This window comes from Kribbella sp. NPDC056861, from assembly GCF_040687575.1.
Classification (GTDB): Bacteria; Actinomycetota; Actinomycetes; order Propionibacteriales; family Kribbellaceae; genus Kribbella.
This window is the reverse complement of sequence record NZ_JBFBNQ010000003.1, coordinates 1088386-1115015: the sequence shown is the minus strand read 5'-3', so window position 1 is coordinate 1115015 and position 26630 is coordinate 1088386. Positions and strand designations below refer to the sequence as shown.

Sequence of the window (26630 nt, the reverse complement as noted above, 5' to 3'; positions counted from 1 at the left end):
CCTCCTCATCTTCCCCGTACCGGATCTCGGCACAGGACGGATTTGGCACCGTTCCGCCGCCGGACGCCTCGGATCGAGAACGCCGTACGGGGAGGGTTGCCGGGACATCAACGGGCCGTTTCCCTCAGTCCCTCTGGATGAGCACTGCCGAGGTTACCCAATCGGGTCCGGATCGTGTCTTTCGATCCCACCATGCAAGACGGCAATCTCACTTCGCTGCTTTGTCACGCCTGTGGTCGAGCATCCGCATCAACGGAGTCGCCGCGACGCCGTGCACCAGCACACTCAGCACGACGGTGAAACCGACGGTCGCCCACAACCACGGCAGGTCGGTGGAGAAGTCGGCGCCGGCGTACGCGAGGTAGAACACCGACCCCACACCCCGTACGCCGAACGCGGCTGTCACCCAACGCTCGGACCGGCGCATCGGCGTACCGGTCAGCGAGAGCCAGGCGGTCAGCGGGCGGAGTACGAGGACCAGGAGTAGCCCGATCGCGGCGCCGGACCAGGTCAGCGGCTTGAGCAGCCCGCCGGTGATCGCGACGCCGAGCAGCAGCAGGATCCCCCAGGTGAGGATGTGCTCGAGCTGCTCGATGAAGCCGTGCAGATCCTCATGGAAGTCATGACTGCGCTCTGAAGCCCGCAACGTCAACGCACCCACGAACACGGCGACGAACCCATACCCGTGCAGCACTTCGGTGAGCCCGTAAACGCCGAGCGTCATCGCCAACGCCAGTACCGGCTCGCGCGAGTCAGCCAGCCGGAAGGTCCGCGACGGCGCCGCGAAAGCCATCTTGCCGAGCAACCAGCCGGCGCCGACCCCGATCGCGACCCCGATCACGGTCTTGCCGATCAGGTCCCAGGCGAACCACTCCAGCGCCCAGTTGCCCACCGCGCCTTTGGTGGCAGCGAAAACGGCCGCATAGATGAAGGGAAAGGCCAGCCCGTCGTTCAGCCCCGCCTCCGAGGTGAGCGCGAACCGCACCTCGTCGTCCTCTTCGGGCTCAGCGCCCTCACCCGTCGTCGGCCCCTGCACCTGCACGTCGGACGCCAGCACCGGATCAGTAGGAGCCAGTACTGCGGCCAACAGCAGCGCGGTCGCCGGCGCCAACCCGACCAGCCACCCCACCCCGGCGACGGCCGCGATACACGCCGGCATGGCCACCAGCAGCAGTCGCCAGGTGACCATCCATCGCTTCCACCCGATCGGCCGATCGATCGCCAACCCCACGCCCATCAGCGCGATCAGGATCGTCAGCTCGGCCAGATGCTCGGTCAGCTTCGGCTCCGCGATCGGGCTCAACCGCGAGCGATCGACGAACAACCCGAGCAACAGGCCGGCGCCCACGAAGGCGATCGGCGCCGAGATCGCGTACCGCCGTAGCAACCGGGGCAACACGGCCCCGACCAGCAGAGCCGCCCCAGCCACCAGGTACAGCCCGTCCCCGTCAATTTTCATAGAGCCATCCTGTGCCCAGACTCAGCGCTTTCACGCGGATCAGCGCAGGCGGTGGGTAGCGCCCGGGGTGTGGGTCGGCAGCGATTTGCGCGGGCCGTAGCGAGGATGGGTGATCCCGGCCAGCGTCAGCAGCGCCTGGACGCGGTACCGGTGACCGCGATAGGGCTCGATCAGCTCGGCACAGCCGTCGTCGTCCAACTCCTCGCCGATCAGCGCATACGAGACGTTGCGGGACACGTGGTAATCGGCGAAGGAGAACGCGTCCGCGTCACCGTGCGCCCGCTGCCTCACCTCGGCGGCCGTCCAGACCCCGACACCAGGCAATGACCTGAGCCGGCGCTCGACCTCGGCCCCATCGGTCAGCTCAAGCGTGCGCTCCAGCGCGGCCGCCCGCGTCGCCGCGGTGATCACCACCCGCGACCGCCTGCCCTCCACCCCAGCCCGCAGCCACTGCCAGGACGGGATCAACCGCCACTCCTCCGGCGAAGGCGGCACCATCATCTTCGGCCCATCAGGCGACCCCGGCCCCGGCGCAGGCTCGCCGTACTCGCGCAGCAGCATCCGCCACCCCGCGAACGCCTCCTTGCCGGTCACCACCTGCTCGATCCCGGCCGCCGCCATCGCCTCGAACACGGCGCGCGTCCGCAGTACGCGGAAATCAGCGAAGCGCCGAGCCGCCTCAACCAGCGCAGTGTGCTCCGCCAACGGCTCGAACCCGTCCCAGCTGTCCCCTTCCCCCAACAGCTCAGGCACCCCGTCAACAGCCCACGCGGCCCCCGGCCCCCACGCCTCAGCCTCGACCTCGCCCAGCGCGGAGTACGGCGTAAGCCTGATCAGCACCGGCCCCTCAGGCGTCCGAGTAGCCCGCCACACCGTCCGCCGCCCCGCCTCGAACACGTACGCCGGATCCCCCGCCCCCTTCCGAAGCCCCCCGATCAGCACGTGCGGATCCGCCACCCGCCCAGGCCGCCACCGCCGAACCACCGAACTCACCCCGCCAGTCTTACCCACCCCACCGACAGAACCTCATACTGAGTCATGGCGATGTCGGGGTGGCAGGGCTTGAAGTTGGTAGTCAACGTGGTCAACCTGAGCACGCCGGCCGGGGTCATCGTCGGGCTGATCGGGCGGGCCAAGTTCAGCCGGGGGCCGCGGGGGCTCTTCTACGCGACCGGCTACAAGCTCAATTTCCCGGTCGCGAGTGCGTTCACTATCGGGAATCTGATCCTGAGCAAGCACGATCGTGAGTACTTCGACGCGCGGCCGGTGCTGGTGCAGCACGAGGAGCGGCACTCGTGGCAGTACTTCTGCCTGCTCGGCCTGCCGATGTTCCCGCTCTACGTCCTCGGTGTGGTCTGGTCGTGGTGCCGCACCGGCTGCCCGGCCTCCCGCAACCCGTTCGAGCGGTTGGCTGGTCTCGACGACGGCAACTACACGGAGTACCCGGTGCAGCCGCTCGGCCAGACGGTCAGTCAGGCGTTCAGCGCGTTGCGATCGCGTCCGAAAGGGCCGTGAGGACGGTCACTACCCCGGCTGGGTCGTCCACGACGATGTCGGCGACGTCGGTGAGGGCAGCTGCGCCGGAGGAGCGAGTAGCGACCAGTACTGCGTGCAGGCCGGTGGCGCGCAAGGCGGTCAGGGCTTCGAAGGCCGCGAGGTCGCCTAGGTCGTCCCCGGCGTACAGGACCGAGCGGGCGCCGGTGGAGTCGATCAGGCGGCGCAGGGCCACGCCCTTGTCGATCCCAGGCGGCCGGAGCTCCAGCACTAGGTTGCCGGGCTCCAGGCGGAGGTCTACCGACTCGGCCAGCTCGGTGAGCGGCTGACGCAGTACCTCGAGGGCAGGGAGCGGCTCAGCAAGGCGGCGAGTATGGACGGCCAGTGAGCTGCCCTTGTCTTCCACGAAGGCGTCCCCGAGGCCTACGCCCTGCAGGAGCGCCGGGAGCTTCTCCCGGGCGACAGCAACCCCAGCGGGCACCGGATCGCTGGTGACGGCACCAGTGGATGCCTCCCAGCGCTCCAACCCGTAGTGACCCAGTACTACGAGCCGCCCGAGCCCAGGGTGCCCAGTAACGCCAGACAGCTCCGTAGCGACCAGTGCAGGCCGACCTGTCACGATGGCCACCTGCCCCACCGACCGGGCCAGCCTGGCCAATGCGTCCAGGGCCCCGTCGGCAGCGCGCGACATCGACGGGTCCTCGACCAGGGGTGAGAGCGTGCCGTCGAAGTCGGAGGCGATCACCGCCCCGGCCGGATCGTCGACGATCGCCTCCCAGCCTTCCCGCCCGGCCGCAGTCGCCAGTACGGGAGTGCTCATCCGGCGTAGTCCGTCGTCAGGATGACGCTGAGGCGGTCCTTCTTCATGTTCGGCAGGGCGTCCTTGGTCCGGGCGACGCCGATGTCCTTGGCGAGCTGCTCGGCCTCGGCCTGCATACCGGCCGGGAAGTAGACCGTGCTGGCGACGATCTTGCCGTGCCAGTTGTCCCGGCCGGTGACGATCCAGCCGCTCTGCCGGGCGCGGATCGCGACGTCCTCGGCCAGGCCCTTGCGCGCGGTGTTGTTGTACACCTCGACGGCCGGCCGCGCGGAGACTGGGATCGATGCCGGGCTGCTCGGCGGCACGCTGGGCTTCTCCGAGGCAGGCACCGACGGGGGCGCGGAGGAGACCGGCGCGGACGACGGCGGCGCGCTGGTCGGGGCCGGCGGCGCTGAAGAGGCGGGCGCCGAGGAGGCAGGCGCGGAAGGCTTCACCGACGGACTACCGGACGGGGTGACTTTGGGGGTCGTCTTGTCGGCCGGCTTGCCCGAGTCTGCGACGGAGTCGTTACCGCGCGTCCCGAACAGCACCAGCAGACCGCCGACGATCGCGACGACGGCGAGCACGGCGACCAGGGACGAGAGGACCTGGCCTCTTTCGTCCTGTTGGCGATTCAAGGGTCAGACCTCGATGCCCAGGCGGCGGGCGGATCGGGCCCGCTGGCGAGCGGCCCGGAGCCGGCGCAGGCGCTTGACCAGCAACGGGTCGTGCGCGAGGGCCTCGGGCTTGTCGATCAGGGCGTTGAGCACCTGGTAGTAGCGGGTGGCCGACATCTGGAACTGGTCCCGGATCGCCTGCTCCTTGGCACCGGCGTACTTCCACCAGTGCCGCTCGAAGCCGAGGATGGCACCGTCGCGGTCGGACAACCCAGCGACGGCCGGCAGGCCCGCCTCGGCGGGGCCGGAAGAGCTGGCGTTGGCGCTGTCCATCTGCTGCTGACTCCCGTGCGGTCGGTGATCGTCCGTCCGCGTTCCACCCTACGCGGAGAAACACAGCAATGTCATTCACCGCGCAGCTACCCAGGGTTGTGTCGCGGGACGCGTCCCACAGACACCAGGCGGACGGCCGGGCGTGCTCAACTCTGGCAGGATCGACGGTGTGAGCTCAACTCGACAGGGCCCCGGCGACGTGTCGCCCGGTCCGCGCACCGCCATCGCGACGGTCGAGGAGCTGCAGAACCGGTACGCCGAGCTGAATCCGCTGGTGAACGCCGTCTGCACCCCGAACCCTGCCGCCCTGACCGAAGCCACCCGACTCGACACAGAACGTCACGAAGGCCGAGTCCGCGGACCACTCCACGGCCTGCCCGTGCTGGTCAAGGACAACATCGACACCTTCGACCTGCCGACCACCGCAGGCTCGCTGGCGCTGGCCGACCAGCCACCACCCCCGTACGACGCCCCGCTGGTCCGCCGCCTGCGGGAGGCCGGCTGCATCATCCTGGGCAAGACCAACCTGAGCGAGTGGGCCAACTTCCGCGGCTCCGCGTCCTCCTCGGGCTGGAGCGCGTACGGCGGCCTGACCCGCAACCCCTATGCCCTCAACCGCTCCGCAGGTGGCTCCTCCAGCGGCTCCGGCGCAGCAGTCGCCGCCGGGCTCGCCGACCTGGCGATCGGCACCGAGACCAACGGGTCGATCGTCTGCCCGGCGGCTCTCAACGGCGTCGTCGGCCTCAAACCGACCGTCGGGCTGATCCCGCAGCAGGGCATCGTCCCGCTCAGTCACTCGCAGGACACGGCCGGGCCGATGACCAAGACGGTCCGGCAGGCCGCGGCGCTACTGACCGTGATGACCGGTGGTGGCGTCGACTACGAGGCCAGTTGCCAGGGCGACGACCTCACCGGCGTACGCATCGGAGTACCGCGGGGGCCGCTGTGGGGCTACTCCAACGGTCTCGACCAGGCCACCGAGGAAGCGCTCAAGCTGCTCTCCGCGGCCGGCGCGACGCTCGTCGACGACCTGTCGCTCCCGGCGCCGGGCAGCGAGCGTGACCAGCTGGCGATCCTCGAGTACGAGATGAAGGTCGACCTGGCCGCCTACTTGGCCACCCGCCACCCGGGCGGCCCGCGGACCCTCGCCGACGTCATCGCGTTCAACAAGGCCCACGCCGACACCGAGCTCCGGTACTTCGGCCAGGAACTCTTCGAGCGCTCCGACCTGACCGACGGACTCGACTCCGCGGTCTACGTCGCCGCCAGACTCTCCGCCCTGGCCTCCGGCCGCGACGGTATCGACAACCTGCTGCGCGACCATCAGCTCGACGCCCTGGTCACGCCGTCCTACTCACCGGCCTGGGCGATCGACCTGATCAACGGCGATCACGTCCTCGGCAGCTCGTCGTCCCATGCCGCACTGGCGGGCTACCCGCTGCTGGCGGTGCCGTCCGGTTTGGTCGAAGGCCTGCCGGTCGGAATCACCTTCAGCGGCACGGGTCGCAGTGATGCCACCCTCATTCGCTTGGCGCATGCGTTCGAAACCGCGAGAATCAAGGCTCACGGCCCGTTCCCGACCCCGGAGTTCAGACAATGGGTGTAGTGCACACGGTCAGGCGAGTCCGCTGGGGAATTGTTGCGACAGGCAACATCTCCACTTCCTTCACCAAGGATCTTGCCGTGCTCGGCGACGAGGCGGTGGCGACGGCTGTGTCGTCGCGGTCGCTGGAGAGCGCCGACAGGTTCGCCGACGAGTTCGGCATCGAGCACCGGTACGACGACTGGCGCCGGCTGATCGACGACGGTCACGTCGACGTCCTCTACATCGGCACCCCGCACCCGCAGCACTACGCGATCGCCCGGGCCGCGCTGCAGTCCGGCATCGCGGTGCTCTGCGAGAAGCCGGTCACGCTGACCGCCAAGCAGGCCCGCGACCTGGTCGCCGTCGCGACCGAGCACAACACGCTCTTCGCCGAAGCGATGTGGATGCGCACCAACCCGGTGATCCAGGCCTTCTTCGAAGACCTGGCCAAAGGCACCATCGGCGAGCCGATGGAGGCGCTGGCCGACTTCGGCTTCTTCAAGCCGCAGCTTCCGGCCCGGCTGCTCGACCCCGCCCTCGGCGGCGGCGCGCTGATGGACGGCGGCATCTACCCGATGACGTTCGTGCACATGGCCCTCGGTCAGCCGGACGAGCTCAAGGCGGTCGGCTCGCTCAACGAGGACGGCGTCGACCTGAACGTCGCGATGGCCTGGCGCTACGACTCCGGCGCCGTCGCCGCGCTGACCTGTGGGCTGCGCTCGCAGAACCCGTTCACGGCTTCGGTCAGTGGCCCGGAGGGCAGCCTGCTGCTCCCGAGCCGCTTCCACAACCCCCCGTACTACGTCCGCAGCACCGCGGCGGGCCAGGAGCGCATCGACGTACCGGCGCATGGGCTTGGGTACCACTACGAAGCAGCCGAGGTGATGCGGGCACTGCGTGCCGGGCAGATCGAATGCCCCGCCCTCCCGCATGCGGCGACGATCGAGATCCTCGAACTGCTCGACGAGACACGTAGACAGATCGGGGTCAGCTACCCCGGCGACGACGAATACCTGGGTGGATAACAGCTGATGCCGAGCGGACGCAGTTCCTTCGTAGTGGTGGCCAACCGGCTGCCTGTCGACCGGATCGAGATGCCCGACGGCACAACGGCCTGGCGCCGCAGCCCCGGTGGTCTGGTGACCGCCCTGGCGCCGGTGATGCAACGCCACCAGGGCGCCTGGATCGGCTGGACCGGTGGCGCCGACGAGAAGGTGGACCCGTTCGACGAGGGCGGTATGCACTTGGTCCCGGTGACACTGTCGGCCGAGGACATCGAGCTGTACTACGAGGGCTTCTCCAACGCGACGCTCTGGCCGCTCTACCACGACGTGATCGTGGCGCCGGAGTTCCACCGTGAGTGGTGGGAGTCGTACGTCGCCGTGAACCGCCGCTTCGCCGAGGCCGCCGCAGAGGCCGCCGACGACAACGCGGTGGTCTGGGTGCACGACTACCAGCTGCAGCTGGTCCCGGCAATGCTGCGCCGGTTGCGTCCCGACGTACGGATCGGCTTCTTCCTGCACATCCCCTTCCCGCCGACCGAGCTGTTCGCGCAGATGCCCTGGCGCCGGCAGATCCTGGACGGGCTGATGGGCGCCGACCTGGTCGGCTTCCAGCGTCCGGGCGCGGCGTCGAACTTCGCCCGGCTGGCCCGCAACCGGATGGGGCTGCGCACCCGCGGCGACCGGATCCACCTGCCCGACGACCGGGTCGTCCGGGCCAAGGCGTTCCCGATCTCGATCGACGTCGGCGAGCTGGAGGAGCTGGCCCGCCAGCCGGAGACCGTCGCGCGCGCCGCCGAGATGCGCCAGGAGGTCGGCAACCCCGCGCACATCCTGCTCGGCGTCGACCGGCTCGACTACACCAAGGGCATCCGGCAGCGGCTGCGCGCCTTCGGCGAGCTGCTGGACGAGGGACGGGTCTCGGTCGACGACGCGGTCTTCATCCAGGTCGCGACCCCGTCCCGCGAGCGGGTCGAGCAGTACCGCGTACTGCGCGACGAGATCGAGCTGCTGGTCGGCCGGATCAACGGCACCCACGGGCGGATCGGCACTCCGGCGATCAACTACCTGCACACGTCGTACTCGCGGACCGAGATGGCCGCGCTCTTCCGGGCCGCCGACGTCGCGGTCGTGACCCCGCTGCGGGACGGCATGAACCTGGTCGCCAAGGAGTACGTCGCCTGCCGCTACGACGACACCGGCGCGCTGGTGCTGAGCGAGTTCGCCGGCGCGGCCGACGAGTTCCGGCAGGCCTTCCTGGTGAACCCGCACGACATCAACGGCATGAAGGACACCATCGTCGACGCGATGAACACCGACGACCGTCAGCTCGGCCGCCGGATGAAGGCGATGCGCAAGCACCTGGCCGCCCACGATGTGAACGTCTGGGCGGCGTCCTTCCTGAAGGCGCTCCATGCCGAGGACTGACGGTCGCATTCTGGCCCTGGACCTCGGTACGTCGTCCGCTCGCGCACTCGTCCTCTCCGAGGAGGCCGCGCCGATCCCCGGTGCGCTCGCCCGGCACAAGATCTCCGCGATCTACGGCGCCGGCGGCGCGGCGACGCTCGATCTGCACGGCTACGTCGAAGGCCTGCTCGGCTGCCTGGACGAGCTGGAGCAGAACGGCCACCTGACCGGCATCACCGCGATCGTGCTCTCCTCGCAGTGGCACTCAATCGTTGCCCTCGACAACAAAGGTGAGGCGATCACCCCGGTGATCCCCTGGGTGGACACGCGATCGGTCGCCCTCGACCTCGACCCGGCCTTCGACGAGCGCGCCTTCCACGCCCGCACCGGCGCCTGGCTGCACCGCCTCTACTGGACTCGCCGGATCCCCTGGCTGCAGTCCGTCGCGTCACCGTCCAACTACGCCGGTCTGCCCGATCTGGTCCTGGAGCGCCTGACCGGAGAACGGGTCACCTCCGTTTCTGTTGCCTCCGGCACCGGTACGCTCGACCTCGCCACCGGCGGGTACGACGACGAAGCCCTCGCGGTGGCAGGCGTTTCGGACAAGCAACTCCCGCCGATCGTCCCGACCGGCTGGACCGGCACGCTCTCCGCGGAGTACGCGCGTCGCTGGCCGAGCCTGGTCGGCGTACCGATCCATCCGCCGACAGGTGACGGCGCTGCTTCCAACGTCGGTACGGGCGGCTACGACCAGACCACCGCTGCCGTGACAGTCGGTACGTCGGCCGCCGTTCGCGTTGTTCACCCGATCGAGCACGCCCCCGAGTTGCCGTGGGAGCTGTGGCGCTACCGCGTCGACGATCAGCGAGCCGTGACCGGGATGGCGTTCTCTGCCGCCGGAAACCTGCATGCGTGGCTGACCGGCGTACTGAATCTGGAGGGGCCTGAGCCCACCGGCGTGGAGATCGGTTCCTCGCAGGTGATCGCGATCCCGTTCCAGGCCGGCACCCGGCCACCTGACACCGTGCCCGGTGGCTCCGGCGTGTACTTCGGTCTGTCGTTCGACGACACCGCCGCCGATCTGCTCGCCGCCTCCCTGCAAGGCGCCTCCCTGGAGATCGACCGCGGTCTCCGCATGCTCGACGAACTCTTCGGCCGTCCTCTCGAAGTCGTTCTGGGTGGCGGTGGAATCGACGCGAGCGCCTGGTGGCGCCGCTGCCTCACCGCGACCTTCGACCGCCCGACCACCACCTGCTCCGAGCCGGAGGTCGGCGCTCGCGGTGCCGCGGCAGTCGCCCTCGGCCTGTCACCGTCGCCGGGCGGCGAAACCCAGCAGCCGGTCACTGCCGATGCCGACCGCGTGGCCAAGCTGCGGCCCCGCTACGAAGCCCTGCGCGGGCTGGCGGTCCAAGCCTCCGCAGAGCCGAGCGCCTGATGAGCTCCGATCAGCACAAGCAGGATCAGGTGAATCCGGAGGCGGCTGTGGAGAAGCTCCTCACGGCAGACGTCGTCACCCTGGCCGCCCACGCCTTCGTGGCGACCTTCACCGGCGTGAAGCTCGGCCACACCGTCGGCTCCGGCAGGGTCCGCAGATGGCTGGTGCTGGAGTTCGGCAAACCCAGCTGGACCGAAGAGGCCACCTACGCCTTCGACGCCGTGACCGACGAGATCAAGCTGATCTTCGAACGGGCCAGAGTCGCCTCCCGGCAGTCCTCCGGACAGCTCATGCTGCTCCCCCGCGGCGTGCAACTCCTCGATGCCCCCGACCCGGTCGAGGCCCTGCGCGAATTCCTCTGACGCTGATTGCACTTTCCTGCAAACAGCACTTCCTCCGGCTGGCCCGACGGGCGAGGTACGTTGCCGAAACACCCGTCCTCTCGCCTGGAGGTAGCTCGCCGATGCGTCTTCGTCTGGCCCTGGTCGCCACCGCGACCCTTGCCCTGATCGCTCCTGCCGTCCCGGCCGCCGCCACCGCGGCCCCGGCCGTTGCTGATGGCAAGCATCCTCGCTCACTGGTCTTCGGCGCCTGCCCGGAGGACATCGCGGGCCCGTTCCCGGCCCTCACCTGCGCCACCCTGACCGTCCCGCTGGACTATTCGCGGCCGCGTGGCGCCACCGTCTCGGTGCTGGTCACCAAGCACGCGGCCAGGAACCCGGCCAAGCGACTCGGCTCGCTGCTGGTCAATCCCGGCGGCCCTGGTGGCGGCGGAGCGGTGCAGGCCGGGACGCTGACCAAACCGGACGCCACCGGCTTCACCCGGCTCGAGGCCGGTGTCCTGGACGCCTACGACGTGATCGGGTTCGACCCGCGCGGTGTCTGGCACAGCTCGCCGATCAGCTGCGCAGCCCCCGACCACTTCGGTCCGCCGCAGCCGGACCCCGACGTCAAGGCCAACCGAGGCGAGCTGTGGAGCCTCTGGAGCAGCTACGCCCAGGGCTGTACGGCGAACAACAAGGAGGTGCTGCCTCACCTCGGCACGGTGAACGTCGCCCGCGACATGGACACCATCCGCGCGGCACTGGGCGACCAGAAACTCAACTACGTCGGCTTCTCCTACGGCACCTACCTCGGCGCGGTCTACGGCAAGCTGTACCCGCAGCGGGTCGGCCGGATGATCCTGGACGGCAACGTCGACCCGACCCCGAAGGACATGTGGTACCAGGCCGGACTGACCCAGTCGGCCGGGCTGCAGAAGCGCTTCGACGAGTACTACCTGCCGTGGGTGGCGAAGTACGACAACGTCTTCCACCTGGGCAAGGACGTCGCGACCGTGCGGGCGGCCTGGACCAGGACCCTGACCGAGTTCCGGACCACGCCGCACGGGGTCGTCGGCGGCAACGAGCTGCTCGGCACCGCGGCCGGGGTGATGTTCTCCGAGTCGGGCTGGATCCCGTTCACCCAGGCACTCAGCGCGTACGCCGTCGGCGGTGACGACGCCGATCTGGTCGACTTCGCGACGCCCAGTACGAGCGCGGACGCCGAGGAGGACAACGCGATCTTCAACGCGGTGATCTGCGCCGACTCGAAGTGGTCGCGTAACCGCGCGACGTACGAGAAGGACGCGGCGAAGCTGGCGAAGACCTCGCAGTTCGCCTGGTACAACATCTGGGCCAGCGGCAGCGCCTGCCAGAGCTGGGGCTTCGACAGCCCGGGCCGGGTGAAGATCACCGGGGCCGGCCTGCCCGGCGTACTGCTCTACAACACGATCGGCGACCCGTCGACGCCGTACTCGGGGGCCTTGAAGATGCACCAGGCGCTACCCACCTCGGTGCTGGTCACCGAGAAGAACTCGGGCAAGCACTGCGTCTTCGCCAACTCCCGGGCAGCGGTCAACCCGGCCGCGAACGCGATCGGCACGAAGTACCTGCTGACCGGTGAGCTGCCCAGCGCTGACACCACGGTGGCCGGGCACCCGCTGCCGGTGCCCACCCCGGCGGCAACTGCTGCGGCCAAGGGCTTCGAGCTGAACCGCGCGACACCTGTCGAGTAGCTGCCCCCGCCTGTATCCCGCGTCTACTGCGCTTGCAGTAGACGCGGGATACAGCTTGTGGATGACGCCCTCGGCTGCTACGACCACGTAGGGTCGAGCCATGGGCCTGGCCGCGCGATGGTTCGCCAAATGCCGACGGCATCCGTTGCTGTGCGACGTCGCGATCGCGGTGGCGATCATGATCGTCAACCTGGTGCAGCCGGGCGCGAAGCACGGCCAGGACCAGATCGAGCTCACGCTCACCGCCACGGTCATCATCGTGCTGGCCTCCGGCGTGCTGATCGTCCGCCGCCGCGCCCCGCTCACCGTGCTCGCCTGTACGACGGTGGCCGCGATCGCCTACGCGATCACCGAGCAGGTGAAGAGCCCGATCGCGCTGGCGCTGACGCTCGCGCTCTACACCGTCGCCGTCCAGCTGGACCGCAAGACCCGGACCATCGCGGGCGCGATCGTCGCCGTGGCGATGATCGCCGCTACCACCTTGTTCACCGACGAGAAGCTGCTCTCGAACCTTTCGATCGCCGTACTCGTGCTGTTCGCCTCGGCTGCCGGCGAAGCGGTCCGCTATCGCCGGGCCTACCTGGCCGAGCTGGAGGAAAGGGTCCGGCGGGCCGAGCACGACCGTGAGGAAGAGGCGCAGCGGCGGGTGACCGAGGAGCGACTGCGGATCGCGCACGAGCTGCACGACGTGATCGCCCACCACATCGCCCTGATGAACGTGCAGGCCGGCGTCGCGTCTCACCTGCTGCGCGATCAGCCCGACGAGGCCGAGCAGGCCCTTCGCCTAGTCCGCGAGGGCGGCCGGACCGTGCTGTCCGAGCTGACCGTGCTGCTCGGCGTACTGCGCCGCTCGGGCGTCGACTCGCTGCCGACCGCTCCCACCCCCTCGCTGCAGGAGCTGAGCGCCCTGATCGAGTCGTCCACTGCCGCCGGGATCACCATCGACTGGCAGCCGCCGGTCCCCACCGACCTCCCGGACGTGCTCGAACTGACCACCTACCGCATCCTGCAGGAGTCGCTCACCAACGTGATCAAGCACGCCCCGGGCGCTGCCGTGCGGGTCCGCTTCGAGGAGAAGCGCGGCTCGCTCACGATCGAGGTCACCGACGACGGCGGCCACCCCGGTACGCCGTACCGGGGTGTTCCGCTCCCCTCCGGGCATGGTCTGCTGGGCATGCGGGAGCGGGTCGCCGCGGTCGGCGGCGACCTGACGGCCGGGCCACAACCGCACGGCGGCTTCCAAGTCCGCGCCGTGCTTCCTCTGGAAACTGGAGCTACTGGTGACGATCCGGGTACTGCTGGCCGACGATCAGAAGCTGATCCGGAGCGGGTTCCGGGTGCTGGTGAACTCAGCTCCCGGCCTGGAGGTCGTTGCTGAGGCGGCCAACGGCCAGGAGGCGATCGAGCTGGCCCGCAGCGAGCGCGCGGACGTGATCCTGATGGACATCCGGATGCCCGGGCTGGACGGGCTGGCCGCGACCCGGCTGATCACCGACGACGAGTCGCTGGCCGGGGTGAAGGTGCTGATCCTGACCACCTTCGAGATCGACGAGTACGTCTTCGAGGCGATCCGGTCCGGCGCGAGCGGCTTCCTCGGCAAGGGCGCCGAGCCTGAGGAGCTGATCAACGCGATCCACACCGTCGCCCGCGGCGACGCGCTGCTGTCCCCGAAGGCCCTGCGAGGGTTGATGGATCGGTTCCTGACCCAGCCCGAGGTCGGCTCGCAGACCGCTCCGGCCGAGCTGGACGTGCTGACCGACCGGGAGCGCGAGATCGTCGGGCTGGTGGCGCTGGGGCTGTCCAACGACGAGATCGCCGACCGGCTGGTGCTCTCGCCGTTGACCGCCAAGACGCACGTGAACCGGGCGATGATGAAACTCGACGCCCGGGACCGGGCGCAGCTCGTGGTGATCGCCTACCGGACCGGCCTGGTCAAGGCCGGAGTACAGCCGCTGCAGTAGGGCGTACGGCGGGCGCAGTACGGCGGGAAACCCGCAGCCGGTGGACGCGGACTACGGGGTCCGACGGCAACGATCGTCACCATGGCTACCTACCTCTATCGCCTCGGCAGGTTCGCGTTCCGGCGCCGCCGCCTGATGGTCTTCATCTGGCTCGGTCTGCTGGTCGCCGGCATCACCGGCGCGGCCACCCTGTCCGGGCCGGCTTCCAACGGCTTCTCCATCCCCGGCACCGAATCGCAGCGGGCGCTGGATCTGCTCGACGAGCGGTTCCCGCAGGCAGGTGCCGACGGCGCCACCGCGAGGATCGTCTTCCAGGCGCCGGAGGGTGGCAAGCTAGCCGACCCGGCCAACACCGCGCTGGTGAAGAGCACGATCGAGCGGATCAGCACCGGCCCGCAGGTGGCCAGGGTGGTAGATCCCTTTACCGCCAAGGCGATCTCGGCCGACGGCCGGATCGGCTACGCGCAGGTCTCGTACAAGGTCACCGCGCAGGAGGTGACTCCGGAGGACCAGGAGGCGGTGGCCGAAGCGGTGAAGCCGGCCAGGGAGGCCGGTCTCACCGTCGAGTACGGCGGCGACGCGATGCAGGTCCAGCAGGAGCAGAGCGCGACCGAGGTGATCGGGGTCGGCGTCGCGGCTGTGGTCCTGCTGATCACCTTCGGCTCGCTGATCGCGGCCGGCCTGCCGTTGCTCTCGGCCCTGATCGGGGTCGGGATCGGCGCCGGTGTGATCACGGCGGCGACCGGCTTCATCGACATCGGCTCGGGGACGCCGATCCTCGCGGTGATGATCGGGCTCGCGGTGTCGATCGACTACGCGCTGTTCATCATGTCGCGGTACCGGCACGAACTGGGGACCGGTCTGGAACCCGAAGAGGCCGTCGGCCGCGCGGTCGGTACTGCGGGATCGGCCGTGGTCTTCGCCGGACTGACCGTCGTGATCGCTCTGGGCGGCCTGTTCGTGGTGGACATCCCGTTCCTGACCCAGATGGGTCTCGCGGCTGCGTTCACCGTCGTGATCGCGGTGGCCATCGCGCTGACCCTGCTACCCGCGCTGCTCGGGATGGCCGGTCGTCGGGTGCTCGGCGGCAAGATCCCCGGTCTGCGCGGCGGCGACCCGGAAGCTGTGAACGGCAAGCCTTCCGCGGGCCGTCGCTGGGCCGGCTTCGTCACTCGCCGCCCGGTGGCCGTGCTGCTGGTCGCCGTGGTCGGACTCGGAGCACTCGCGATTCCTGCGACCGATCTCAAGCTCGGGCTCCCCGACGACAGCACCTCCGCGCCTGACTCGAGCCAGCGCAAGGCGTACGAACTGTTGTCCGAGGGCTTCGGTCCCGGCTTCAACGGGCCGCTGATGCTCGTGGTCGACACGGCCGGCTCGGCCGACCCCAAAGCCGCGGCGGCCGGTACTGCGGACGTGGTACGGAAGCTGCCGGATGTCGCCGTGGTGACGCCGCCGGCCTTCAACCCGCAGGGTGACACCGCGATCCTGACGGTGGTCCCGTCGAGCGGTCCGTCGACCGACGAGACGAAGGCGCTGGTCGAGGCGATCCGGGACGCGCCGCAGGTAGGCGGCGCGAAGGTGTCGGTGACCGGCTCGACCGCCTTCAACATCGACATCTCCGACAAGTTGAGCGGGGCGCTGCTGCCCTACCTCTCGCTGATCGTCGGGTTGGCGTTCATCCTGCTGATGCTGGTCTTCCGGTCGATCCTGGTGCCGCTGAAGGCGACGCTGGGGTTCCTGCTGACGGTCGGGGCGACCTTCGGCGCGGTCGTCGCGGTGTTCCAGTGGGGCTGGCTGGCCGGTCCGCTCGGGATCGAGGGCCAGACCGGACCGATCATCAGCATGCTGCCGGTGTTCCTGGTCGGGATCGTGTTCGGGCTCGCGATGGACTACCAGGTCTTCCTGGTCACCCGGATGCGGGAGGAGCACGTGCACGGCGCGGCGCCGACCAAGGCTGTGGTCGACGGGTTCAGCCACAGTGCCCGGGTGGTGACCGCTGCCGCGGTGATCATGGTCGCGGTGTTCTCGGGGTTCATCCTGTCCAGCGAGACGCTGGTCCGGGAGATCGGCTTCGGGCTGGCGATCGCGGTGGCGATCGACGCCTTCGTGGTCCGGATGACGATCGTGCCCGCGGTGATGGCGCTGCTCGGCCGCTCGGCCTGGTGGCTGCCACGCTGGCTGGACCGGCTGCTCCCCGACGTGGACGTCGAAGGCGAGAAGCTGCGCCGGACGTTCGAGCCCGTAGTACCGGCTGATGTTCCTGAGCCGGAGCTCGTCTCCCGCTGAGCTGGAGCTTGCCTCCCCGCTGAGCCAGGGCTCGTCTCCCGCTCATCCGGAGCTCGTCTCCGGCTGAGCTGGAGCCAGTCTCCGGCTGATCCGGCCGAGCCTGCCCCGCCGCTGGATGGCTACCCCGGGTTCATCCCCGGGCGGCCATCCGGTGGGCGGGGCAGGTCGCGGTGTGTGACGGCGGCGACTGGTCTGCCCGGAATCTCCGGCACCGAGGAGGCGAAGATCTGCGCGCCGAGCGTAGTCTTCGGGGACGGGTCCGATGCCATCACCCGCATCGGCTCGGACCCCGCCGAGGGGCTGCCGGACACCGGCACGCTCCGTGGCGACCACTGCACACCGCGCGCTGAGATGAGGATGGCTCGACGATGAGCGACAGCACCGACAAGGCCCCCAAGACCGCTTCCCACGACAGCCCCACGGGCGAGAAGCTGCGCGAGTTCATGAACTCCGGCTGGGGCTCGATCGAGCGAGACGACGTCACCCTCAGTGACGTGGGCACCTGGGCGGCGAAACGGCGCGACGCCCTGTCGCAGGCGTTCCCCGGTGAGCGGCTGGTAATCCCGGCCGGCACCTTCAAGGTCCGCTCGAACGACACCGACTACGCGTTCCGCCCGCACACCGACTACGTCTGGCTGGTCGGCGACCAGACCTCGGACGCCGTCCTGGTGCTGGAGCCGAACGGGACCAGCGGCCACGACTCGGTGCTCTACTTCCGGCCCCGCTCGGACCGCAGCGAGGGCGAGGAGTTCTGGCGCGACCGGATGTACGGCGAGCTGTGGGCCGGCCGTCGTCCGTCGCTGACCGAGACCGCCAAGGAGTTCGGGCTCGAGACCCGGCACGTCGACGCACTGGCCGACGTGCTGAAGAGCGATGTACCGACCCGCGTCCGCCGCGGCGAGGATAGCTCGATCGCCTCCCTGCTGACCGGCACGAAGACCGACGCCGACCGCGACGGCGAGCTCGCCTACGCCCTGTCGGAACTGCGCCTGGTCAAGGACGCGTTCGAGATCGAGCAACTGCGGGAGGCGTGCGCGATCACGCACCGCGGCTTCTCCGACGTACTGGCCGACATGGACAGCGTCCGCAAGTACGGCGAGCGCTGGATCGAGGGCACCTTCTGGCGCCGCGCCCGCGCCGAGGGCAACGACGTCGGCTACACCTCGATCGCCGCGGCCGGCCCGCACGCCACCACCCTGCACTGGATCGAGAACGACGGCACCGTCGACAACGGCAACCTGATGCTGCTCGACATGGGCGTGGAGAACCGCAACCTTTACACCGCCGACATCACCCGCACGCTGCCGATCAACGGCCAGTTCACCCCGCGCCAGCGCGAGCTGTACCAGCTGGTGCTGGACGCCCAGAACGCCGGCATCAACGCCCTCAAGCCCGGCGTCGGATTCCGGGCCGGCCACGAGGCCTCGATCGAGGTCATCGTCCGCGGCCTGGAGGCGATGGAACTGCTCCCGGTCAGCGCCGACGAGGCCCTCGACCCGAACAGCGGCATCTACCAGCGCTACACCCTGCACGGCGTCAGCCACATGCTCGGCATCGACGTCCACGACTGCGCCGCCGCCCGCAACGAGAAGTACAACAAGGGAACCCTCGAAGCCGGCTACGTGATGACCGTCGAACCCGGCCTCTACTTCCAGGCCGAAGACCTGACCGTCCCCGAAGACCTCCGCGGCATCGGCATCCGGATCGAGGACGACATCCTCATCACCGCCGACGGCTTCGAGAACCTCTCGGCTGCCATGCCCCGCGAGATCGACGCCGTCGAAGCTTGGATGGCCAGCTGATCTCTCCCGCACTATCTGGAATTCGCCTTCCATCTCTTGGAGATGGAAGGCGAATTCCTTTCACCCGTTGAGCAGCGGTGATTGCAGCTTGTTGCAACCACTTTCTGGTCCCTACTCCCTGAGCCGGTCGCTAGGGTGCGAGAAGCCCACGGGGGCATTGGGTACTGAGGGAGAAACCTGCTGATGAGAATTCGACGTTTTGCTCTTGCAGTGGCCGGGCTGAGCCTGGTCGCGGGGACCGTGGCGGCCAACCAGGCCACCGCGAACGTGCAAGGCAAGCCGCAGCCGCCGGCCGCGAACAGTTCGGAGCCGACCGCCAGAGCGCAGGCCGCTGCAGCGGGAGCCTGCGCGGTCGTCGTCGGCGCCGTGACCGCCACCGGCGACAACGGTGGCTACAAGATCATCGCGACCAAGCCGGTGACCACCGAGTCGGCCGGGTCTTACAAGATGTTCGCCGTCCGCGCCAGCTCCACCTGGTTCGCCTGGGCGGGCCTCGGCACCACCAAGTACTACGCCGGACTGCTCCTGACGGGCAACAGCCTGTACACCGTCGTCGAGTCGTACAAGACTCCGACAACAACGAACCCGGTGGTCAGCTCGAAGCGCCTCGGCACCGGCTGGGGCAGCTTCACCTCGATCGCCAGCTCGCGCTACGTCAACGCCAGCAACTACGCCGAACGCTCGTACCTCTACGGCCTGAACACCAACGGCTCGCTCTACCGCTACAGCATCGACGACACCACCGGCCCGATCTCGTCCGCCGGCAGCGCACCCGGCTACAAGTCGTTCCGATCGATCACCACGATCGCCGAGACCCCGACGTACGACACCCTCCTGGGAGTCACCAAGACCGGCGGCATCTACACGATCCACCTCCCCAAGACGCCCCAACTGAAGGGCACCCTCAAGGTAATCCGCACCACCGGCTTCGGCGCCTACCAGCAACTGGTCGCCGAACGCTGCGGCAACAACGGCGGCACGCTACTCACCGGCTTCAACAACACAACCCACACCGCCACCGTGTACGCCGTCAGCAAGGCCAAGGGCGCGCAGACCATCGTCAACACCATCGGCAGCGTCGCGTTGCCACAGAACGGCACCGTCCACTTCCGCTACATCACCAACACCAACCTCATCGGCGAGTGACTCCCCGCCCACCGCACTGAGCACTACCGACAAAGCCCAGGTCACTCGACCTGGGCTCTTGTCGATCAGTTCTTGCCGACGGGCGTGATGGAGCTGACGATGCCCTGGGCTGAGGTGCAGGTCGCCCAGGTGGTTTGGCCGAGGGGCACGGTCGGCGAGTAGATCAGGGTGCCGTTCGAGCAGCGGACCTTGATCTGGAAGCGCGGGTAGCCGTCGGCTGACACACACCGCCCAAACCCGGTCAAGGCAGCGCCGGTCGAGCGCCAGACCTCGCAGCTTGGCGCAGTAGTAGTGGCCTGGGCGGTCGCGACAGGCAGGGCTACGGCGGCAGCCGTGACCAACACGGACAGGGCACCAAGGGCGATCGGGCGCATGAATCCTCCAGCTCGTTGGGCGAAATCCTGGGCACCGTACCCTCGATTGCCCGGAGCAACCGCCCGCGGAGCCCTGACCGAGATTCGGTCATCGGTGAGCATGCCTTCACGATCGCACTATACGATCTCGATATAGTACTATACGGAATGTGGCTACTGCTCCGTCGGCCTTGATGCCGATCTTCCGCTCGGAGGCCCAGGCGAGGATTCTCGCCTGGCTGCTTCTCGTGCCGGACCGCGAGCAACCCATCTCGACACTTGCACCGGTCGCCGGTGTTGCGCAGCCCAACACGCTTCGCGAGGTCAACCGACTGGTGGAGGGCGGGCTGTTGCGTGAGCGCCGGGCCGGGAACACCCGGCTGGTCGCTGCCAACACTTCGAGCCCGTACTTCGAGCCTCTGGTGCAGATCCTGGGTCGGGCCTATGGCCCCGGTGTTGCGGTGCCGCAGGTGTTGGCTGAGGTTCCTGGCATCGAACGTGCCATCATCATCGGCTCCTGGGCGCGGCGCTTCCAGGGAGAGGCCGGGCCGCCTCCGAACGATGTTGACGTGATCGTGGTCGGCTCTCCGTCGCCGAGGGCGCTTCGCCGGGCGAACGCGCAACTCGAAGAACAGCTCGGCGTCCCGGTCCAGCTCATCATCGTCACGGCAGAGGACTGGGCCGAGCAACCCACCGGCTTCCTCCAGACCGTCCACAGCAGTCCTCATCTGACCGTCCTTGACAACACCGGAGCAAAGCAGTGAACGCAGCAGCACAGGCGACGATCGCCGGCCTGATCAGTGCGGGCGAGGTCGAGCGGGTGCCCGTTGATCAGACAGTCGTGGCCAATCTCCTGCGGCAGGCCGGCAACCACCTGCGAACCGCGGCGGCCGGGGCTGACGCCAATGATCCCGAAGGCGCCTTCCAGCTCGCTTACGACGCTTGCCGCAAGACCTGCTTGGCGCTCGTGATGGCCACCGGGCTCCGCCCGAAAGGCCAATCGGCTCACGTCACCACCTTCGACGCCGCCGCAGCGATCGCCTCCAACTTCGGAGGCCGTCAAATCGTTACTGACGCGGCCCAACTCCGGTACGTCCGGCACGGCGCCGAGTACCGCGCCGAAACAGTCAGCACTGCCGACGTCGAGGATGCCCTCTCGATCGGCGACGAACTGCTCAAAGCACTTGAGCCTGCGATTGAACAGATACTCCAGGCCTCAAGCTGATGCTCTGATCTGTTGGCAATCCACCGCAGCCCGCACCTTTCGTACCCGCCTGGGCTACCGCCGAAAGACGGGTCAGCCGCCCAGTGCGGTGTCGAGGGAGTTGGTGAAGGCTGTGAGCACTGGGAGGGAGGGCGGTAGGTGCTGGGTCATGAGTACTGCGCTGACGCCGTGTTCGGGGTACGAGTACCACGTCGTGCCGAGGCCGCCGCCCCAGCCGTAGCGGGCTGGGAGACCAGGCTGGTCCCGGACCTGTACGCCGTAGCCCCAGCCTTCGCCGTCCAGGAAGATGCCGGCGGATGGGCCGTTGCGCTGCTCGGCGGTGAGGTGGTCTCTGGTCATCGCGGCTCGGGAGGCGGCGTTGATCAGGCCGCCGTCGTCGAGCAGGGAGCGGGCGAATCTCAGGTAATCGGTGGCGGTTGAGACCAGGCCGCCGCCGGCGTGTGGGAAGACGGGCGGGTTGAGCCAGTCGCTGCCGTCGACGGGGTCGAAGAGGGCGATCCCGTCCTCGGTTCCGACGTAGCTCGGGATCAGGCGGTCGCGCGCCTGCTCCGGAACGGTGAACCCGGTGTCGTTCATCCCCAACGGCTTCAGCACCCGGGCGCTCAGGAGCTGCGGCAACGGCGTACTGGTGGCTCGCGCCAGCAGGACACCCAGTACTGCGTACGCCAGCTCGTAGCGCCAGTGTTTTCCGGGCTGTTCCATCAACGGGAGCTCCGCGAAGCGGCGGATCCACTCGTCCGGGGAATGCTGGATCGCCGATGGCAGCGGTGGGCCCATCCCCAGGCCGTCGCCGATGGCGCGCTCGGCGACCGGGCACTTCTCCACCTCGAAAGCGAAGCCGAATCCCAGTCGCATCAGCAGCAGGTCTTCGACGGTCGCCGACTGCTCGGCCGGCACAGTGTCGTCCAAGGGGCCGTCGAGCGTACGGAGTACCCGGCGGTCGGCCAGTTCGGGGATCCAGCGGTCCACCGGATCGCTGAGGGCGAGAACGCCTTCCTCGGCGAGCTTGAGGGTCAGGGCCGCGGTGAGCGGTTTGGTCATCGAGCTGATCCGGAAGACGGCGTCGGTCCGGAGCTCGGCGCCGCCCGGAGCTTCCGATCCGACAGCAGTCAGCCATTGGTCCGAGCCACTGCTGACAGCCAGCACGGCTCCCGGTACGTCGCCGGACTTGATCTCCTGGGTCACTGACTCGAGGAGGTCGGCCAACTGCTCAGAGGTCATCACCCTCGACACCGTAGCCGCCGGAACTGACAGATCGATGACATGCAGCGTGACCGTGGTCGAGGCGCAACTCGGCGGTCACACTGAGCCAACCAGCGGTCAACTCAGCGCGGCGGCCTTGCTCAGCAGTACTGAGCGTTCCTGCTGGTTGGTGCAGAGGCCCGCGCACCCCTAAGTCCCCTGAGCCAGGTGCACGAAGCCGACGTAGTCCGCCCCAGCCGGCCCCGGACGCGAGGTTCCGTCCCGGGTCCAGCCGTGTCGCTCGTAGAACCTAATAGCCCGCGAGTTCCGCTCCCAGACATCGACCTCGCCAACAGCATCGGCTTGGCGTGCGATGGAAACGAAGCGCCTCATCAGGGCACCGCCGACGCCGCTCGACCACCGGCCTGGCTCGACGAAGATTCCGACGAGCCGGATGCGCGTCTCATCAGGTGCATTGGTCGGAAACGCTCCGTTGGCATCCAGCGAGATCACACCGACGATGTCATCGCCCAAGACAGCTACCAGGACGGCGAGGCGCGGATCTGCCACCATCTTGCGCCAGGTCTTCCGGTACTTCTCGTCAGGAACCGCTGCCACCTCGTGGCCGCCGGCGCCGTAGTACGCGGCCCTCGACCGGGCGTGCAGTTCCGCAAGCGCATCGCCGTCGCCTGGCGCTGCGTCTCGAATGCGGACTACCTGAGGTGGGTGCACCGACTAGGCCGGTGGGCCGTACTGCGCCCAGAGCCCTTGGTGCTGCGGCTCTGGGACCGGGCGGGCGTCCAGGACATCGTCATCGTCGTCCGGGGTGAATTTGCCCTGCTCCAGTTCGGCGACCGTGTACCAGTTCGGGCCGTAGTCTTCCTCTGGTCGGTCCTGCTCGCCGTCGAGCCAGTTGACTTGGTACCAGAGCGACTCGCGCTTCAGCCAGAAGATGGGGAAGGAGCGCATGCGGATGACCTGGGTGGTGAGGTGGGCGACCACCTGATTGTCTCGGCTCAGCTCCCACACGGCGTCGCGGAACGGGTCCAGCCTGGGGTCGTGGGGCCACTGGTCGCTGGAGAACGTCATGCGCAAAGTATCGGCAATCAGCGGGCGTCGGCGCATTTCCATTGCCGTTGACATGGATGCCAGGCACCGGCAGGATCGGGGTACGGCGTAGCCGACGCCCAGCCTCGTGAGGACCTGCCCCAGCCGGGAACTCGTGAAGGTGAAGGGGATTCTGCCCTCAAGGCTGCTGCTGTCCAGGCCTGGTTCGAGTGCCGCTTCGCTGGGGGAACGGGCACGTCGAGGAGGCTTGTCATGACCAAAGAAGGCAGTTTCAAGCGCGCGGTACGGGAACGCGCCCAAGCGACCGGGTTGCGGTACACCGAGGCTCGCGCAGCTCTCGAGGAGGGCCGTCGGTCGCCGTTCGCGCAGACTCGGCCGGTCGAGTTCGCGGAGCTGAGGGCGCATCTCGAGGCGCGGTACGGCGTCGGCATCACGTCGATCGCGCCCATCGACGACGACCCCGAGACGCGACCGGCTGGGTCCTGGATCGGCCACTACCCCTGGACGCTGGTGGTCAAGCGAGAAGTTGGCTCGCCCTGGATCGCTCGGGTGTTCTCGTCGGCGGCGGATACGGTCGGCCGGGTCGAGGGGGATGCGGAAATCCTGCGCTTCCTGGCCGCACACGACTTCCCCGCCGAGAAGCTCGCACATGACGAGCCGGTGTCGGTGTTCGAGGGGCGCGGCGTGATCGTGACGGAGTACCTCGAAGGTGGACGCCCGGCCCAGTCGCCGGCGGTGCTTCACGAACTGGCGAGCCTGCTCGGCCGCCTCCACACACTGCCGGTCGCCGGTGGTGCGGTCGCGCGGGACGGCGGAGCGGAGGAGCACGACGGCGCCTTCTTCGTGGGGCGGCCGAAGCAGGATCTCGCGGCGGCGATGAGCTTCCTGGTGAGCGTCGAGGACGCTGTCCCGCCGGAGGGGCGCGAGACGTTCGAGTGGCTTCGCGACCAGGTCGAGCAGGCCGACAACGCGGAGGGGCTGCCCGAGGCGTTCACTCATGGGAACTACCACGGGTGGGCGGCGGTCGGCAGACCAGGCGACCTCTCCATCGTCGGCTGGGCAGGCTCCGGACGGGGACCACGCCTGCCTGCTCTTGCCTGGCTGTTGACGACCGCGGGTGAGGGCGACGAGGAGAACCTCGACGCTGCCGCGCGCGGGTATCGCGAACACGTCCAACTCACCGACGACGAACTCGAGCGGCTGCCTGACGTACTGGCCATGCGACCGCTGTGGCTGGCATGCCTCGACTTCCGCGAGGCCGCGCGCAAGGGGTCCACGCCGGCGAAGGACGCAGGATGGATCGGCTGGGTCGCGAACCCCGAGCACGCTCAACGGCTAGCAGCCCGGGCGACCAAGTCGTTGCGAGGCTGAGTCACTAGGCGCAGGAGGGGCGAGACGGGACAACCGTCTCGCCCCCAACCCGTCGTACGGGAACTACCAGATCCGGACGCGGTCCTCCGGGGCCAACCACATGCCGTCGGCGTCCGCGATCTCGAACGCTTCGTGGAAGGCGTCGATGTTGCGGACGACCGCGTTGCAGCGGAACTCGGGCGGGGAGTGCGGGTCGATGGCGAGGCGACGGATGGCCTCGGCCTCGCGGGCTTTGCTGGACCAGCCGAGGGCCCAGGCGAGGAAGAAGCGTTGGGGGCCGGTGAGGCCGTCGACGGTCGGGAAGTCGGCGTCGCCCAGAGAGAGCGTGTAGGCGACGTAGGCGATCGAGAGGCCGCCGAGGTCGCCGATGTTCTCGCCGAGGGTCAAGCTGCCGTTGACGGTGTGGCCGGGAGCATCGGTCGGCTCCAGTACGTCGTACTGCGCGACGAGTTTGGCGGTGCGTTCCTCGAAGGCGGTGCGGTCCTCGTCGGTCCACCACTCGCTGAGGTTGCCGGCGCCGTCGTACTTCGAGCCCTGGTCGTCGAAGCCGTGGCCGATCTCGTGGCCGATCACGGCGCCGATCGAGCCGTAGTTGACCGCGTCGTCGGCGTCGAGGTCGAAGAACGGCGGGTGCAGGATCGCGGCCGGGAAGACGATCTCGTTCATCCGGGGGTTGTAGTACGCGTTGACCGTCTGCGGCGTCATCAGCCACTCGGTCTTGTCGATCGGCTGGCCGAGCTTGGCCAGGTCGCGCGCGGTCTCGACGGCGACCGAGCGGCGGACGTTGCCGACCAGATCGTCGGCAGCGATCTCCAGACCGCTGTAGTCCTTCCACTTGTCCGGGTAGCCGATCTTCGGGGTGAAGGTGGCGAGCTTGTCGAGCGCGCGCCGGCGGGTCTCCGGGCTCATCCAGTCGAGCGCCTCGATCCGCTGCCGGTAGGCCTCGACCAGGTGGCCGACCAGCTCGACCATCCGGGCCTTCGCGGCCGGCGGGAAGTGCTCGGCGACGTACAGCTGGCCGACCGCTTCACCCAGGGCGGAGTCGACCACGCCGAGCCCGCGCTTCCAGCGCTCGCGCAGCTCGGGCGCACCGGTCAGCGTCTTGCCGTAGAAGGCGAAGTTCTCGTCGACGAAGGCCTTGCTCAGCAGCGGTGCCGCGCTGTGCACGACGCGCCAGCTCAGCCATTCCTTCCAGTGCTCGAGGTCGATCTCCTGCAGCGCGGCGGCAGCCGCGGTCAGGTACGACGGCTGCCGGACGACGAGTTGCTCGAACGCCGACTCGGGCACGCCGGCATTGGTCAGCCAGACGGCCCAGTCGAAATCAGGGGTCAGGGCTTCGAGGCCGGCCCGGTCGACCTTGGTGTACGTCGCGGTGACGTCGCGGTTGCGCACCCGGTCCCAGTGGCCCTCGGCCAGCCGGGTCTCGAGCGCCATGATCCGGTCTGCGGCCGCGCTGGAGTCGGGTAGACCGGCCAGCTCGAGCATCCGGGCCAGGTGCGCGACGTACGCCGTCCGCACGTCGGCGAAGGAGTCCTCGCGGTAGTAGGACTCGTCCGGCAGCGTGATGCCGCCCTGGCTGGTGTAGATGATGTACTCGTCGGACTTCTTCGCGTCGATGTCGGCGCCGTAGTAGAAGACACCGGGCACGCCTTGCAGCTCCAGCTGCCCGAGCACGGCGATCAGGCCGTCGACGTCCTTGATCGCGGCGACCAGCTCGAGCTGGTCGGCGATCGGGGTGGCGCCGAGCTGCTCGATCCGCTCGGTGTCCATGAAGCTGTTGAACAGGTCGCCGATCTTGCGTGCCTCGCTGCCAGCCGGATGCTCGGTCGCCGCGGTCTGCTCGACGATCGTCCGGACGTCGCGCTCGGAGTCGTCCAGCAGCGCGTGGAAGGCGCCGTAGATCGCCTTGTCCGCGGGGATCTCGGTGCGGTCCAGCCACGGCCCGTTCGCATAGCGGTACAGGTCGTCCTGCGGCCTGACCGTCGTGGACAGATCCGAGCTGTCGATTCCTGCTGTCATGCCTGCCCCACACTCCCTGTGCCGGATGGCT

25 protein-coding genes and 1 riboswitch are annotated in these 26630 nt (G+C 68.7%); of the genes, 15 read left to right on the top strand and 10 right to left on the bottom strand.

Annotated elements, in window-relative coordinates; genetic code table 11:
• Nucleotides 1-2: 2 nt before the first annotated feature.
• A riboswitch (SAM riboswitch) is annotated at nt 3-144 on the bottom strand.
• 64 nt (nt 145-208) lie between these two features.
• Together AB0P21_RS19180 and AB0P21_RS19175 are read right to left on the bottom strand one after the other, a co-directional pair.
• Nucleotides 209-1459: a cation:proton antiporter gene (locus tag AB0P21_RS19180; protein ID WP_363698266.1), complete on the bottom strand. Its 1251-nt coding sequence runs from the start codon at nt 1457-1459 to the stop codon at nt 209-211.
• Nucleotides 1460-1498: 39 nt separating this feature from the next.
• A complete protein-coding gene (locus AB0P21_RS19175) occupies nt 1499-2452 on the bottom strand; it encodes a DNA-3-methyladenine glycosylase 2 family protein (RefSeq protein WP_363698265.1) in 954 nt (317 codons plus the stop codon).
• A gap of 69 nt (nt 2453-2521) precedes the next feature.
• Between AB0P21_RS19175 and AB0P21_RS19170 the strand changes: the two genes are divergently transcribed.
• Complete coding sequence (locus AB0P21_RS19170) at nt 2522-2974, top strand: hypothetical protein (protein ID WP_363698264.1); 453 nt, start codon at nt 2522-2524, stop codon at nt 2972-2974.
• Here the strand turns inward: AB0P21_RS19170 and otsB are convergent.
• From otsB to AB0P21_RS19155, 3 genes are read right to left on the bottom strand one after another with little or no spacing between them, the layout of a single operon-like run.
• On the bottom strand, nt 2940-3773 hold the full coding sequence (otsB, locus tag AB0P21_RS19165) for a trehalose-phosphatase (protein ID WP_363698262.1): 834 nt from the start codon (nt 3771-3773) through the stop codon (nt 2940-2942). The genes AB0P21_RS19170 and otsB overlap by 35 nt on opposite strands.
• Nucleotides 3770-4390: a LytR C-terminal domain-containing protein gene (locus AB0P21_RS19160; RefSeq protein WP_363698261.1), complete on the bottom strand. Its 621-nt coding sequence runs from the start codon at nt 4388-4390 to the stop codon at nt 3770-3772. The genes otsB and AB0P21_RS19160 overlap by 4 nt, the downstream gene beginning before the upstream one ends.
• 3 nt (nt 4391-4393) lie before the next feature.
• Entirely contained in the window at nt 4394-4702 is a 309-nt protein-coding gene (locus tag AB0P21_RS19155) for a DUF3263 domain-containing protein (RefSeq protein WP_363698260.1), read from the bottom strand.
• A 169-nt stretch (nt 4703-4871) separates the two neighbouring features.
• Between AB0P21_RS19155 and AB0P21_RS19150 the strand changes: the two genes are divergently transcribed.
• The 11 genes from AB0P21_RS19150 (at nt 4872) to AB0P21_RS19100 (ending at nt 19381) form a co-directional block, all read left to right on the top strand.
• Complete coding sequence (locus AB0P21_RS19150; protein WP_363698258.1) at nt 4872-6308, top strand: amidase; 1437 nt, start codon at nt 4872-4874, stop codon at nt 6306-6308.
• Nucleotides 6299-7312, top strand: coding sequence for a Gfo/Idh/MocA family oxidoreductase (locus tag AB0P21_RS19145; protein ID WP_363698256.1), 1014 nt, complete (start codon nt 6299-6301; stop codon nt 7310-7312). Before AB0P21_RS19150 ends, AB0P21_RS19145 begins: the two co-directional genes overlap by 10 nt.
• A 6-nt stretch (nt 7313-7318) precedes the next feature.
• Nucleotides 7319-8716: a trehalose-6-phosphate synthase gene (locus AB0P21_RS19140; RefSeq protein WP_363698254.1), complete on the top strand. Its 1398-nt coding sequence runs from the start codon at nt 7319-7321 to the stop codon at nt 8714-8716.
• Nucleotides 8703-10130: an FGGY family carbohydrate kinase gene (locus AB0P21_RS19135; RefSeq protein ID WP_363698253.1), complete on the top strand. Its 1428-nt coding sequence runs from the start codon at nt 8703-8705 to the stop codon at nt 10128-10130. Before AB0P21_RS19140 ends, AB0P21_RS19135 begins: the two co-directional genes overlap by 14 nt.
• Nucleotides 10130-10492 (top strand): hypothetical protein, encoded by a 363-nt coding sequence (locus AB0P21_RS19130; RefSeq protein ID WP_363698251.1) that lies wholly within the window; start codon nt 10130-10132, stop codon nt 10490-10492. Before AB0P21_RS19135 ends, AB0P21_RS19130 begins: the two co-directional genes overlap by 1 nt.
• Before the next feature lie 101 nt (nt 10493-10593).
• Nucleotides 10594-12186: an alpha/beta hydrolase gene (locus AB0P21_RS19125; protein WP_363698250.1), complete on the top strand. Its 1593-nt coding sequence runs from the start codon at nt 10594-10596 to the stop codon at nt 12184-12186.
• 100 nt (nt 12187-12286) lie between these two features.
• Nucleotides 12287-13564 (top strand): sensor histidine kinase, encoded by a 1278-nt coding sequence (locus tag AB0P21_RS19120; protein ID WP_363698248.1) that lies wholly within the window; start codon nt 12287-12289, stop codon nt 13562-13564.
• The gene (locus AB0P21_RS19115) at nt 13467-14147 is read left to right on the top strand and encodes a response regulator transcription factor (RefSeq protein ID WP_363698246.1); all 681 of its coding nucleotides are present in this window, start codon (nt 13467-13469) and stop codon (nt 14145-14147) included. Before AB0P21_RS19120 ends, AB0P21_RS19115 begins: the two co-directional genes overlap by 98 nt.
• Nucleotides 14148-14228: 81 nt before the next feature.
• Complete coding sequence (locus AB0P21_RS19110) at nt 14229-16433, top strand: MMPL family transporter (RefSeq protein ID WP_363698244.1); 2205 nt, start codon at nt 14229-14231, stop codon at nt 16431-16433.
• A 368-nt stretch (nt 16434-16801) separates the two neighbouring features.
• Nucleotides 16802-18235: an aminopeptidase P family protein gene (locus tag AB0P21_RS19105; protein ID WP_363698243.1), complete on the top strand. Its 1434-nt coding sequence runs from the start codon at nt 16802-16804 to the stop codon at nt 18233-18235.
• A gap of 183 nt (nt 18236-18418) precedes the next feature.
• Complete coding sequence (locus AB0P21_RS19100) at nt 18419-19381, top strand: hypothetical protein (protein ID WP_363698241.1); 963 nt, start codon at nt 18419-18421, stop codon at nt 19379-19381.
• Nucleotides 19382-19446: 65 nt separating this feature from the next.
• Here AB0P21_RS19100 and AB0P21_RS19095 read toward each other — a convergent pair whose 3' ends face one another.
• On the bottom strand, nt 19447-19755 hold the full coding sequence (locus AB0P21_RS19095) for a hypothetical protein (RefSeq protein ID WP_363698239.1): 309 nt from the start codon (nt 19753-19755) through the stop codon (nt 19447-19449).
• 173 nt (nt 19756-19928) lie between these two features.
• On the opposite strand from AB0P21_RS19095, the gene AB0P21_RS19090 reads away from it, so the two are divergent.
• Together AB0P21_RS19090 and AB0P21_RS19085 are read left to right on the top strand one after the other, a co-directional pair.
• Nucleotides 19929-20498 carry a winged helix-turn-helix domain-containing protein gene (locus AB0P21_RS19090; RefSeq protein ID WP_363698237.1) on the top strand — a complete coding sequence of 190 codons (570 nt, stop codon included), beginning with the start codon at nt 19929-19931 and terminating at the stop codon, nt 20496-20498.
• Entirely contained in the window at nt 20495-20959 is a 465-nt protein-coding gene (locus AB0P21_RS19085) for a hypothetical protein (RefSeq protein WP_363698235.1), read from the top strand. Before AB0P21_RS19090 ends, AB0P21_RS19085 begins: the two co-directional genes overlap by 4 nt.
• Nucleotides 20960-21031: 72 nt before the next feature.
• Here AB0P21_RS19085 and AB0P21_RS19080 read toward each other — a convergent pair whose 3' ends face one another.
• The 3 genes from AB0P21_RS19080 to AB0P21_RS19070 form a co-directional block, all read right to left on the bottom strand.
• A complete protein-coding gene (locus AB0P21_RS19080) occupies nt 21032-22180 on the bottom strand; it encodes a serine hydrolase domain-containing protein (protein WP_363698455.1) in 1149 nt (382 codons plus the stop codon).
• Between the two features lie 171 nt (nt 22181-22351).
• Nucleotides 22352-22759 carry a GNAT family N-acetyltransferase gene (locus tag AB0P21_RS19075; protein WP_363698233.1) on the bottom strand — a complete coding sequence of 136 codons (408 nt, stop codon included), beginning with the start codon at nt 22757-22759 and terminating at the stop codon, nt 22352-22354.
• Between the two features lie 117 nt (nt 22760-22876).
• Nucleotides 22877-23230 (bottom strand): hypothetical protein, encoded by a 354-nt coding sequence (locus AB0P21_RS19070; RefSeq protein ID WP_363698231.1) that lies wholly within the window; start codon nt 23228-23230, stop codon nt 22877-22879.
• A 231-nt stretch (nt 23231-23461) separates the two neighbouring features.
• Here AB0P21_RS19070 and AB0P21_RS19065 point away from each other — a divergent pair, with 231 nt between their 5' ends.
• On the top strand, nt 23462-24580 hold the full coding sequence (locus tag AB0P21_RS19065; RefSeq protein ID WP_363698230.1) for a phosphotransferase: 1119 nt from the start codon (nt 23462-23464) through the stop codon (nt 24578-24580).
• A gap of 63 nt (nt 24581-24643) precedes the next feature.
• Here AB0P21_RS19065 and AB0P21_RS19060 read toward each other — a convergent pair whose 3' ends face one another.
• The gene (locus tag AB0P21_RS19060) at nt 24644-26599 is read right to left on the bottom strand and encodes a M13-type metalloendopeptidase (protein WP_363698228.1); all 1956 of its coding nucleotides are present in this window, start codon (nt 26597-26599) and stop codon (nt 24644-24646) included.
• Nucleotides 26600-26630 lie beyond the last annotated feature (31 nt).